The following is a 12488-nucleotide window of genomic DNA, read 5'->3' on the forward strand; positions in this document are numbered from 1 at the left end:
GCACGGCCACCTTCCTTAACCGGCTTAAAGACCTTTTCCTTATAGTAAGTGGAAACAGTCTTTTCGTCTTCGAACAGTTCATACTGCCAGGCGAAGCGCGGGTTGGTTTCGCGTTCCCACATGGTAAGCGGAGAAGCGTTCGCCCAGATCACGCCACCGGCGGTCACGTAGGCACCAAACACGCCGGCACGGATATCCACGCCGAAGTTCATTTCTTCGTTAATGGACGTGCTATAGAAGTCCGTAGAGTGATCGTAAAGGACTCGTTCGTCGTTCGTGGGAACCTTCGTCGGACGGCTACCTAGGTAGTTGGAGTAGAGACCCGACAGGTCGAACGGGAAGGAGAGGTTCGTCCACAAGGTCATGTAGGAATTGGGCATCGCCACGATGTTCATGTTAAGAACAGCGTCGATCGGCGTGCGGGCAAGGTCATCCTGGACCCAAGGACTGCGCTTCGAATAATGGAAGTTCTTGACGCGGAAGGCCAAGTAACCGGAAACCGCCATAGGCAGATCGTCCTTGCCCATGAGCGTCGATTCCATGTTGTTGGAAAGAGTGTCGATGCCTTCTTCCACATTGGTCATCTGCGCCTTGGGGTCAAGATGCTTGGAAGCGTTGACCACGAGCGGCTGATACGGAGCCTGTTCAGCAGGCTTCGAGAAATCCTTCGCGGGAGCTTCGGCGACAGTTTCTGCGGGAGCTTCTTCAACAGGAGCCGAGGGTTCTTCTACAGGAGCTTCGGCAACGGTTTCTTCTTCGGCGGCGCTTTCTTCGGCTGCCGGTTCAGAGGATTCCGCAACAGATTCTTCGGGTTCGGAAGCTTCGGCGCTTTCTTCGACGGCCGGAGCAGTCTCTTCGGAAGAGACTTCCTCGTCGTCAAACTGAGCCAAAGCCAAAGACGTGCAGCAAAGCAGAGTCGTAATAAGGGTAGGTAGTTTGCGCATAAAATCCTCTTAAATCTCGTTACGGAACGGATAGTTCATCGGACCTTCATAGGCCTTACCGTGCTTCTTGATCACGATATCGTCAATCCAGACCTTGAAGGACTCGTTTTCGTCCTTACGGACTTCAAGACGGAATCCCTTGAAGTTGCTCCAGCTGAAGGGCAGCATCACTTCGCGGGTGTTCTTGGCATCCCAGTAGACACCGGTCAGGCCGAACAGCTTGAGAGGAATACTGAAATGCTTCCATTCCGTGGTAATTTCACCGAGGCTCTTGGAGCGGAGCTTCACCTGGAGCGATTCGCCACCACTCTTCACACCGTCGTCCACAAGCACGAACAGGGCGTTTTCGCCACCCTTCTCACCCTTGAGCCAGAATTCAAGAACGCCTTCTTCGTAATAGGGAGTCAAGTCGACGGAACCCGCGATACAGATAGCCACGCCGGAATAGTCGCTTGCGATAAGCTCGATTTCCATAGAAAGGGCACCTTCCATGGCATACTTATCCGTAAGTACCGGTTCGGGGTTTTCACGCGGATACTGGTAGGTATAGCCACCGCCACGAGGAATGGCCTCGCGCATCACCACGGACACGACATCCTTGTCGGGCCTGAAAGGCTTGGCCGTTTTAGTTACAAATCGAGACTGGTCGCGGTCGCGGTAATCGCTAAAACCATAACCAGCAAAGGAAAATGACGCTAAAAGGAGTACGCCAAGGGCGCAGATCCAACTTGCTTTTTGCGTATGTTCGTTCATAATATCTAAAAATCTCCAGATACGGACCGCTACAATATAACTTGTTTTTACGAGCATTAGGTATTCCCTTTCGAAAAAAAACTTCCATAGCGGGGCGTTTCGCCCCTATTTTTTGCTTTTTTTACGGATTTTTTGCGGTTTCTAGAGTAAACACATTATTTTTTCCTAGCCCCTATCATAGACCCCAAAAAAGTGTAATTTTTAGTTTAAATTACAAACCCCTATTACAAGAGGTATACATGTTTTCTCCCCGTACGCTTTCCGCATTGACGATTGCCTGCACACTTGCGCTGACCGCTTGTAGCGAAGATAGCAAACACGATCCAGTCGCCCCCGTCGAAGAAGATGAAGGAACCGCCGCGGTTCCGGTAGACTATTCCCAGGGCCGCGCCATGAACAAGCGTCTTGGCAAAGGAATCAACCTCGGCAACTCCTGGGATTCCCAAGGAAACCGCCTGGACTGCAGCTGGGGCAACTGCATTGATGACAAGGATTTCGCCACCATCAAGAATGCCGGGTTCAATTCCATTCGTCTGCCAGTCCGCTGGCAGTATGATTCCGACTACAGTACGCACACCGTCGATCCCGAGCGCCTCGCCGGAGTCAAGGAAGACATTCAGCTGGCCATAGACCAGGGACTCGCCGTCGTCGTGAACTTCCACCACTACGTGGAATTGAACAACCTCTGCAGCGCCAAGAACCGCGGCAACGCGGACTCCACGGCCCTTTACGAAGAGGAACGCGCACACTTCCTCGCCCTGTGGGACCAAGTTTCCAAAGAACTGAACTCCTTCCCCGATGACATGCTCGTCCTTGAAATCCTGAACGAACCGACCTGCCCCAACGCAGACGACGTCAACGACCTGATGAATTCGGCCTACTCCGTCATCAGGAAGAACGCCCCGGGCAAGACAATCATGTTCGAAGCCTATCATGCCGCCAAGTTTGCCGACCTGAAGGCACTCAAGCTCCCTCAGGACGGAAACATCATCTATTCGGGCCACTATTACGAACCCTATGGCTATAGCCACCAGGGACACAGCTACAGCTGTACCGGCGATGCCGCCTACGCCAATACGGCAAGGGCAGATCTCGGAACCTACGTAAAGATGGCCACAGAACTCTACCCCGACGTAAATGGCGGCCACGTGCCCATGAACATGGGTGAATTCGGCATCTCGGGCGGAACGGATCGCGCAAACAAGAATATGTGCAACGCCGGCGACCAGCTGCCTTCGGCTAGAATGAAGGCTCAGTGGGCCCAGAAGTCCATCGAGGCCGCTGAACTCTTCGACATTTCCTGGCACTACTGGGGATTCACCCTTGTCGGAGGATTCGAGGCCTACGACCGCGATAACGACACCTGGTTCGAAGGGTTCCCGGCCGCATTCGGCCTGTAAGGGATCTGCTTTTAAGGGCTAAAAGCCTACGGGCGAACGAGCGAACCGCCCCAATGTTCATCGAAAAAGGCTTGGAACAAAGGTTCCGGGCCTTTTTTTAATTCCTCTACGACTTCGGCAACAGGACGCTTGCCGCGGTAAAGTTCCCGATAAGCACGAGACAGGGCCTGAACGCGTTCTTCGGGGAATTCTTCCGGATGGAGCCGCAAGGCGTGCAGATTCAAGGCTCCGTAACGGATCGGGTTGCCAAAAGCCTTGGTGCAGGGCGGCACATCGCGGTCAACCTTGTGAGTTCCCCCTACGAAAGCGTAGGCGCCAACCTGATTGCGCTGCTGAATTGCAGTCACGCCGCCAATAGTCGCATACTCTCCAATACGCACATGTCCGCCGAGCTGGCAACCGTTCGCGATGACGACTCCAGTCCTGATATCGCAATCGTGGGCAATATGCGAATACGCCATAATCAATACTTTATCTGCAACATGCGTACAACCCCCACCCTGGACGGTTCCGCGATTCAAGGTGCAGTATTCGCGGATGATGCAATCTTCGCCTATTTCAAGCCGCGTAGGTTCCCCCGAATACTTGAGGTCCTGCGGCGGGGCCCCGAGAATGGCGCCATCGTAAACATGCACGTTCTTTCCAATGGAGACGCCCCCATACACATGGACGCGAGACTCCAAAACAACTCCTTCGGCAATTTCTGCGCCTGCATCGACAAGACACCAGGGACCAACAACAGCGGACTCATGTATTTTGGCTTGTGGGCTTACAAATGCAGAAGGGTGAATCATGGCTAGAAATTTAGCAATTTGTTTTTTCTACATTTTGCCGCATGGGTGGTATAATCATCGCATGCCTCACCGCGCTTTACGTGCTCCTGTTCCTATTCTTTATCATAGGACTGGTACGCACGCACCGCTACAAAGGCCCCAAGGCGACCCCAAGCGTATCGGTGGTCGTCCCCATGCGAAACGAAGAAGAATTCGCACAGCGTACGCTCGAGGCCCTAGCCGAGCAGGACTATACGGGCGAATGGGAAGTCATCTGTGTCGATGACCGCTCCACGGATTCCACGAAGGAGATTCTCGAGAAATTCGCCGCCACCCACCCGCGTTTCAGGGTGCTGTCGCTGTCGCAGGACTTGCCGGTTATCGCAAGCCCCAAGAAGCGCGCCCTCGAAAGCGCCTTCAAGATCGCGAAAAACGAAGTGCTTTTGACGATGGATGCGGACTGCATTCCGCGCAAGAGCTGGATCACCGCCATGGCGGGGCGCTTCGTGGACGGCATATGCATTGTGCAGGGGCCCAAGCAGAACAACGGCAGCCGCACCATGCCGCACCTGTACCAGAAACTGGAAACGCTCGGCTACACGGCGATGGAAGCGGCCGGATTCAGCTGGGGACACCCGATTGTAGCATCCGCCGCATGTCTCGCCTATAAAAAGGAACTGTTTTTTGAGGTGGGCGGCTTCGGCGACCTCATCAACCTCTCGAGCGGCGACGACGACATGCTCATCCACAAGATGATGAAGATTCCGGGTACGAAGGTCTGCTACAACCTGGACAAGGATGCAGTCATCGAAACGGCGCCGGTGCACACCTGGAAGCAACTCTTTAACCAGCGCGCCCGCTGGAGCAGCAATGGAACCAATTACGAAAGCAAGGCCTACGTTCTGCTCCTGACCCTGATTTACACCTATTACATCTGGATGTTCGCAAGCCCCTGGTGCGTCGCATTCCTCGATTGCCCTTGGCAGTGGTGTGCGTTCAGTATCCTTCCCAAGATTGTCGTTGATTTCGTTTTTCTAATGATCGCATCCTGGAAGCTACATTCCAAGCGCAGAATGCTCGCCTTCATTCCAACCGAACTGATTCAGATTCCGATGATCGTCTTCGCCGTACCGGCGGGAATTACCGGAATGTTCAGGTGGAAGTAATCAAATGTGAAGTACGCGACGCGTAATGTGCGATTATTAATTCCACACTACGCATTCCACATTACACATTCTTTCTCGCCCAAGCGACGGCTTCGTCTGCATTTTTGATTTCGCCATCGAGCTGGAGTTCGAAACTCGCCTTGATGACCTCACCCATCTGCTTGCCCGGCTTCACCCCCATATCCATGAGCATCTTCCCCGTGAGATAGGGTTGCGGGGCAGCTTCTACTAGATCAAGCGCACTTGCCGCATTCCAGAACCTGCCGGCAAAGCACTCTCCATCGGCCGTAGCCCCCGCATAATGTTCGCGAGGAGTACATTTCACAAGCAAGCCCAGCAATTTCAAGCCACCGAGCTTTACCGCAAGACGCCGAAGCGAAGAAGCTTCATTAATGACGGCCGGATCCAGTTCCTGGAAAGCCGTCAGAAGTGGCGGCACCACCTTGAGCAAATGCGCTTCGTTCGTAATGCGTTCAAGGAACTTGAGTGAAGTCTCGGCACTGCCACACAAAAGGGCTGCAAACGCAAATTCCATCGTCTGCGCTTCGGAAAGATCGCACAGGTCGGCTTTAGACGGGCCTGCATCAGGCTGCCCGGCAGCAATACATGCATCACGCAGTTCCGCCATGTTGTCGAGAATATCACCGAGAAGTTCCCACGAGCCATCGAACGGACGGATTTCTGGGAAGTATTCATCGAGCCTTATATCCAGAAAGGCGCGGAGCCCGAGAGACGGTTTGCCCGGCTTCAGGAGCCACTTCTTGAATTCCTCGAACAGACGCTCAACGGAAAGATCGTCGAGCGAGAGCGTGCGGCAGAGCTCGACCGTCTCGGGAGCGAGCGTACAGCCGAAACGGCTCGCAAATTGCACTCCGCGCAGGATGCGCAAGGAGTCTTCGGCAAAGGCGGGTCCCACATGGCGCAGCGTATGGAGTTTCAGGTCTTCGATACCGCCATACGGATCGCAAAGAGTCAAGTCCGGAAGTTCCATGCCCATCGCATTGATTGTAAAGTCCCTGCGGAGCGCCGCCTCCTTGAAACTGAGCTTTTCGTCGGTATGTACCACGAAACCGCGGTGACCATAACCGACCTTGCTTTCGGTGCGGGGAAACGAAAAATCGAGCGAGAGGCCCTTCATTGCCAAATGAATGACGCCGAACGCCTTTCCGACCAGGTTCGTGCGACCATATTTCGAAAGGAGCGGAACTAGAGCATCTTGAGCCATGTCGTAAACTTCGATATCGTAATCGCGGCAGGATTTTCCAAGAAGCGCATCGCGGACCCAGCCGCCTACCAGAAAGGCACGGCCACCCGCCTCACGGATATCGCCCGCAATTTTAAGCAAGCGTCCGGGAAGATCCGGTTCGAACCACTCGCCTGAAAGCGTCTGCACCTTGACCATCGGAGATGTGCTCCCTACTGGAACGAACCCGCATCGACAGCGGAAGTGTCCGGAGCGGCTAATGAATCGCCCGTCGGTTCGACAGCATTGTACCGGTCATAGATGCTTTCAGTCTTTACGCCCGAGGAATCCTGAAGTGCTTCCGACACGGACACCTCGCCACTCTTTTGGGATACGGATGGAGAAGAATCCTTGACCTTCGATGAATCGGACGCTGCAAAACGGTCATAAATGCTCTTTCTCTGGGCAGCCCCGGCAGCCTTCTTCTGCGCCTCCTGCTCGCGGCAGACGCGAAGTTCTTCTTCCATATAGGCACGCTGGTCCGGCGAATAAGTCATGGTATTCAGACGATACTCGATTTCCTCGCAAACAAGTCCCTGACGCGTACCCGCACACGAAAGCAGAAAAAGCGTCGAGAACAACATCATCAAATTCCATTGCTTCATAATGCACCCAAATCAGTGGATAATAATAAACTTGCCTTTCTTGTTCTTGCTACCGTCATTGATGACATAGTAATATACACCTGGCGCCACCAGTCGACCGGTCTTGTCGCAACCGTCCCATTCCACCTTTCCGCCGAGAACTTCGGCATTCCGGAAAGACCTGATCAGAGCTCCGCCACGGTTATAAAGACTCACGACAGAACTTTCGGAAATACCGTCTATCGTAAAGCGAGCATGAACCTTCGGACGATACGGAACGGGATACGCCTTGACCTTCACATTCGAGGAATCCGTCATATGAGTTCGCGCATCCTTCAAATCGTTTCGCTGATAATAGGTGACACCATTCTGGTGGGCAAACCACGCGACACCGTAGATTGGATCGATCGCCAAGTCAAGCACGTTGTCGTTCAACAGGCCATTCCTAGACATAAAGTGAGTCACCGCGAGGGTATCCGGAGAATTCCCCTTCTGGGCCAGGCGGTATACTCCCTGGTTGGAAGACCCTAGCCACAGGTTTCCGTGAACATCCGTTTCAATTGCGGTATATTCCGCCATGCGCAAGCCGTTCGTGGATGTCGGCGACATAAGCGTATCATTTTCTTCGTCAAAGTAATAGAGGGTAGATAGAGAAACCATCCACAAACGACCACCTACCGAATCATAGGCCATATCTACCGGGACCGGTTCACCCATATGGTAGGTGTGAAGCTCGCCATCCGCCAATTCTCCCCCATTCGACTTCGGAGGCGGGAACTTAAAGACATCCAGGTCGCCTTCTTCGGCATAGGCCGTACCATTCTTGCTAGCCACGTAGATTCGCCAGGATCCATCTTCGTCAAGCAAGGCGTACATGGCACCAGGAACCGTCCCCGAGCCGACATGGCTTGCGCAGTGGATTTCGCCATCTTTCGTAAAGTACACGATGCTGTATTTGTCGTTGCTTGCTGTTGCCGTGAGGAATCCAGACTGATCCGGAGCGGGAACGACATTCGGAGAAACCGGATAGTTTGTCAAATACTGGTCGATGCACAGGTCGTTAAAAGGGCTGACAAAATTATACTCCAGCTGATTTCCCGATTCGGAATAAATCTGGTAAGCGTTTCCCCATACATGGAAAAAGAGATGACCATCGGGCAAGGCGGAAAGGACCTTGATACGGGACGTATAGACCGTCGACAAGGAACCCGCGCCATTGTAGGCAAAAAAAGGAGAGTTCCAGCCGGACATATTACCCGTCGCCAAAAGCCCGCTCTCGGACGCAGCCATGACTCCGCCGCGAGGAAGGTTCACTATTTCATAGGTGGATTCTATGACGAAACCCGTATAGCCGGTCAAGTCGCGAACCGTCGAAGATCCCTTGGGACAATACGCTATCAGCATAGGCCCCACCAAATAAGTACCATCCCTACTGTCAATCGTCCACTGGACGACGCTTGTATCGCCGTTATAGAGAATCGCATCCTTCAGGACCTTTCCGCCTACCTGGACCGACGACTTATCGGGATCTTCAAGTCCTTCGACAGACTGACCTTTCGCAAGACGCGTCCACGAATTCGGGTCGCTAAGCCTGACATCGGAGGAAAGATTGCCCCAAGGCATCTGACGCGCAAAAGATGCACTGGTTGTCTTGACATATAGGGAATCTCCACGGACCGCCAACCTTCTTACGGGAGTTGACGCAAGTTCAAAGGAACCGATTCGGTTTATGGTCAGCACAGAAATTCCACCAGCTACATCGTAAAAAGCCAATCGGTCTTCAAAAGGAATGATCAAGATATCGCCGCTGATTTTTACCGTTCCCGGAATCACACGCACATTGTTCTTGACATAAGAACGATTTAGGACGCTCCACGAATCGGTCTCGGGCTTGTACAGCGCAATCAGACCAAACTCGGAAACCGCAACAATTCCCTGGCTAGAGGAAACAAGCGCATAGAAGGAGGAGGTTTCAAGGCCATGCTCGGAATGGTATATAAAGCTTGAATCGGGCATCCTAAAGCGGATACCGCCTTCCGTGGCAAGCAGAACTCCATTTTCGCCAAAAGGAACCGCATCCCTTATCGGAAAGGGGTCCGAAAAAGCGCCCCAGCGATCGACTGCGAACAGGTCCACCGTCAGAAGCAGGACGAATACAAATGCAGAAAAGAACTTCACCCTTCAAAATTACGAAATTTTCGTGTGGCGCGTTATCAGTTCATCTACCAAATAGGGGGATGCGCCAATTTTTTTTAGCAACATCGTCCGTTCGTTCTTCTTGGACTCCATCTTGCGCAGAGCCTTGGCACGCCTTTTGCCAACGGCATTCTTTGACACGCCCAACAGCCGACCGACATCGCAAAGTGGCATACCATCTATAAAAGTACATTCAACAGCCATTCTTTCGGTTTCCGAAAGATCCGACATCAAAAAGTCCAATTCATGTTTCAGTGCGAACTCGTTTGTTTCTGCCGCACAATACAGCGTACGAGACTCCGCAACATTCTCTATATTTATCGAATCGTCGTGAAAATTGGTTTTCAGCTTTGACTCCGGTACGATTTTTCCACTTTGACGGAAATGGCTACGACAACTATTGCGGGCGACCGTCACAAACCACGGAATCATCGGCCTGTCTCGGTCAAGGAAAGCCGCCGATTTACAAAAACGGAGTGCAACCTCTTGAAATAGGTCCTTAGCGGATTCGACATCGCTACTCCAAAGGCGGCAGAGTTTGTAAATTTGTGAAGAATTCTTACGCCATTCGTTATCGATCCATTCGGAGGACTCCACCGGTAATTTCTTTGTTTTAGACATAAGGCATGAAAAGGATTATCGTTAGATTTAGGGCAATAATATATGAAAATCAAACCCAAAAACAAGCTTGTTTTAAATTTTGCAAACAAAGTACTACATCTTGCAAACAGGGCTTTCCATTTTGAAAGCAGGCCTTTCCATTTTGCAAAATATGGTTGCATACTGACGTTGTTTTCAACATACCTTGACGCTGAAGAATTCAATATGAACTCCATGCCGCCTCCGGAAATGCAAATGGAATACTCGGCAGGCGCACTCAAAGACAAAGGTTCGCTCACCGTTACCATCACCATACCGGATAAGTGGCATGTCAATGCAAATGAAGTCACCGACGAATTCCTAAAGCCATCTTCGATCGAAGCAAAGGCTCCCGGTATTAAATTCGACGAAGCCATCTGGCCTACACCGATCAAGGAGTACAACGAGGCGCTCGAGCTCGAGATTCTCACTTTCCGTGGCCAGTTTTCCGTCACTATTCCAGTAAATGGAATCCAGGAAAACTACGATAGTCTCGGAACAGAAGTCACATTCCATTACCAGGCTTGCGATAATTCCATCTGCCTTGCGCCCGCAAGCAAGACTATCAAGCTAGACGAACACACGGGCATATTCAAGAAGTCGACGCGAGAAAGCTCCAGCGTCATTTCTGACGAACCCTCTAGCGAAAATCGCGCGGGGGTCGCGGCACTGCTTTTTTTCGCATTCTTGGGCGGCCTGATACTGAACCTGATGCCATGCGTGTTGCCGGTACTTTCGCTCAAGCTGTTCAGCCTGATTAAGCAGGCCGGTGAAAGCCGCGGACGGCTCCTCGCTCTGGGAGGAGCCACGACGGCGGGTATTCTGGCAAGTTTCTGGGTGCTCGCCGCCGTTGTCGCCGCCGTCAAGGCCGGCGGCGGGTCCGCAGGCTGGGGCATGCAATTCCAGAGTGCAGGATTCATCGCCTTCATGACAGTCATCCTAACCGCATTCGCCATGAGCTTCTTTGGCGTATTCGAAGTGTGGCTCCCGTGGGGTGCCACCACCAAGATGGACGCCGCGGGACACAAGGCAGGACTCGCTGGAGCCTTCTTTACCGGCGCGCTCCTCGTTCTATTAAGTACGCCGTGTTCGGCCCCCTTCCTCGGAACCGCGATGGGATTCGCCTTTGCGCAAACGACCCCCGTGCTCTTCTTGTTCTTTACCGCTGCCGGAGCGGGACTCGCACTCCCCTACATGCTCGTTAGCGCCTTCCCGAAAATCCTCAAGGTATTCCCGAAACCGGGCCCTTGGATGGTCAAGCTGCAAAAGGTGATGGGCGTATTGCTCCTCGCAACCGTCGCCTGGCTCCTGTGGATTGTCAATGAGCAGTCGGGCCTTTACGGAGTCGGCATCTTCGGATGCATCGTGATTGCAAGCATCGCCTGCAGCGTATTTCTGGGTAAGTTTGCGCCTCCAGGCGTTCCTTTCGTTCGCGAAGCCATCGGCATTGTTCTCAGCATAACCGTTCTCGTTTCGCTATGGTTTGTGGGACTCGCCCACGAATATGACCGTGCCGCAACCGAAACATTTGCAACCCGCATGCAAGTCGAAAAGACCGAAGACGGATGGTTCCATTACTCGCCCGCTCTCATAAAGAAATTTGAGCAGGAAAAACGCACCGTATTCATCGACGTAACCGCCGACTGGTGCCTCACCTGCAAGGCTAACGAAGCCGCTGTCTTAAGTAGCGATGAGTTCAGGCACGCCATGGACAGCCTGAATGTCGCCCTAGTCAAGGCCGACTGGACCCGTGAAACTCCCGAGGTGAACGCCCTCCTGAGCAGCATGTACAAATCGGGGGTCCCTTCCTACGCAATCTACCCCGACGGAGACGCCTCAAAGCAAATCGTGCTGCCGGAATTACTCACGACAGCAGCGATTGTAGAGAATATTGTAGGAAAGTAGCTACCGCTTGCCTTCGCGTTTATAGCGGTCTATGCATTCCTGGTAGAAGTCGAAGGTCTGCTGGGCGATTGCCTTCCAGCTGAACACGTCAATGGCGCGCTTGCGGCTCACTTCGCCCATTTTCTTTGCAAGTTCCGGGTTTTCGAGAATCTTGTTGAGCTTGTTCGCAAAATCAGTCTGGAAGGCCTTCGGGTCGGCCGGTTCAAAATCCGTTTCGGATTTCGCCTTGAGCGGCACCAGGAACCCGGTTTCACCATCCACGATGATTTCGGGAATGCCGCCCACCGCAGAGCCCACCACCGGGGTTCCGCAGCTCATGGCTTCCAGGTTGATGATGCCGAACGGTTCGTAAAGGGAAGGTGTCGCGAACACGGTCGCATGGCTGTAAAGCACGCGGAGTTCTTCATGCGGGATGGCTTCCTGAATCCAGACGACGCCGTCGCGGGTCTTCTGCACCTCTTCGATGAGAGCCTTGCATTCGTCGGCAAGTTCAATCGTGTCGGGCGCGCCCGCGCAGAGCACCACCTGGGCACTCTTGTCGATCTGCGGAATCGCCTGGATCAGCTGGCTGATGCCCTTCTGGCGTGTGATGCGGCCCACGAACAGCACATACGGACGCTTCGGATCGACACCCCACTTGGTTAGGATGTTTTCATCGAAAGTCGGCGCATAGAAATCCGGATCGATACCGTTGTAAATCACCTTCACGCGATCCTCGGGAACGCCGTAAAGTTTCATCACGTCGCGCTTCATACCCTGGCTCACGGCAATCACGCCGTCGGCAGCTTCGTAAGCGGTGCGTTCAATCCAGCAACTCATGGCGTAACCGCCGTCACCCAGCTGCTCCGCCTTCCACGGACGGTGCGGTTCGAGCGAATGCGTCGT

10 protein-coding genes and 1 pseudogene are annotated in these 12488 nt (G+C 53.2%); 3 read left to right on the forward strand and 8 right to left on the reverse strand.

The genetic code is table 11. The features are described from left to right. Nucleotides 1-944: pseudogene (locus Q0628_RS05445) on the reverse strand (hypothetical protein); the annotation flags it as partial. Nucleotides 945-953: 9 nt separating this feature from the next. Then, on the reverse strand, nucleotides 954-1697 hold the full coding sequence (locus tag Q0628_RS05450) for a carbohydrate binding domain-containing protein (RefSeq protein WP_298768900.1): 744 nt from the start codon (nucleotides 1695-1697) through the stop codon (nucleotides 954-956). Nucleotides 1698-1936: 239 nt separating this feature from the next. On the opposite strand from Q0628_RS05450, the gene Q0628_RS05455 reads away from it, so the two are divergent. After that, nucleotides 1937-3097, forward strand: a complete 1161-nt coding sequence (locus tag Q0628_RS05455; RefSeq protein WP_298768902.1) for a cellulase family glycosylhydrolase — start codon at nucleotides 1937-1939, stop codon at nucleotides 3095-3097. 26 nt (nucleotides 3098-3123) lie between these two features. Here Q0628_RS05455 and lpxA read toward each other — a convergent pair whose 3' ends face one another. Beyond that, on the reverse strand, nucleotides 3124-3891 hold the full coding sequence (lpxA, locus tag Q0628_RS05460) for an acyl-ACP--UDP-N-acetylglucosamine O-acyltransferase (RefSeq protein WP_298768904.1): 768 nt from the start codon (nucleotides 3889-3891) through the stop codon (nucleotides 3124-3126). 41 nt (nucleotides 3892-3932) lie between these two features. Here lpxA and Q0628_RS05465 point away from each other — a divergent pair, with 41 nt between their 5' ends. Further along, nucleotides 3933-5036, forward strand: coding sequence for a glycosyltransferase (locus Q0628_RS05465; protein WP_298768906.1), 1104 nt, complete (start codon nucleotides 3933-3935; stop codon nucleotides 5034-5036). 61 nt (nucleotides 5037-5097) lie between these two features. Here Q0628_RS05465 and Q0628_RS05470 read toward each other — a convergent pair whose 3' ends face one another. Genes Q0628_RS05470 through Q0628_RS05485 form a run of 4 tightly spaced genes read right to left on the reverse strand, consistent with a single transcriptional unit; the run spans nucleotide 5098 to nucleotide 9680 of the window. Continuing rightward, nucleotides 5098-6438: a CCA tRNA nucleotidyltransferase gene (locus Q0628_RS05470; protein ID WP_298768908.1), complete on the reverse strand. Its 1341-nt coding sequence runs from the start codon at nucleotides 6436-6438 to the stop codon at nucleotides 5098-5100. A 14-nt stretch (nucleotides 6439-6452) separates the two neighbouring features. Next, on the reverse strand, nucleotides 6453-6884 hold the full coding sequence (locus tag Q0628_RS05475; protein ID WP_298768910.1) for a hypothetical protein: 432 nt from the start codon (nucleotides 6882-6884) through the stop codon (nucleotides 6453-6455). Between the two features lie 12 nt (nucleotides 6885-6896). After that, nucleotides 6897-9041: a hypothetical protein gene (locus Q0628_RS05480; protein WP_298768912.1), complete on the reverse strand. Its 2145-nt coding sequence runs from the start codon at nucleotides 9039-9041 to the stop codon at nucleotides 6897-6899. A gap of 9 nt (nucleotides 9042-9050) precedes the next feature. Continuing rightward, nucleotides 9051-9680, reverse strand: a complete 630-nt coding sequence (locus Q0628_RS05485; protein ID WP_298768914.1) for a sigma-70 family RNA polymerase sigma factor — start codon at nucleotides 9678-9680, stop codon at nucleotides 9051-9053. 204 nt (nucleotides 9681-9884) lie between these two features. On the opposite strand from Q0628_RS05485, the gene Q0628_RS05490 reads away from it, so the two are divergent. Continuing rightward, nucleotides 9885-11603, forward strand: a complete 1719-nt coding sequence (locus tag Q0628_RS05490; protein WP_298768916.1) for a thioredoxin family protein — start codon at nucleotides 9885-9887, stop codon at nucleotides 11601-11603. Here the strand turns inward: Q0628_RS05490 and glgA are convergent. Next, nucleotides 11604-12488, reverse strand: an 885-nt coding sequence (glgA, locus tag Q0628_RS05495) for a glycogen synthase (RefSeq protein WP_298768918.1), incomplete at its 5' end; no start/stop codon positions are given.

The sequence above is a fragment of the uncultured Fibrobacter sp. genome, assembly GCF_937877005.1.
Classification (GTDB): domain Bacteria; phylum Fibrobacterota; class Fibrobacteria; order Fibrobacterales; family Fibrobacteraceae; genus Fibrobacter.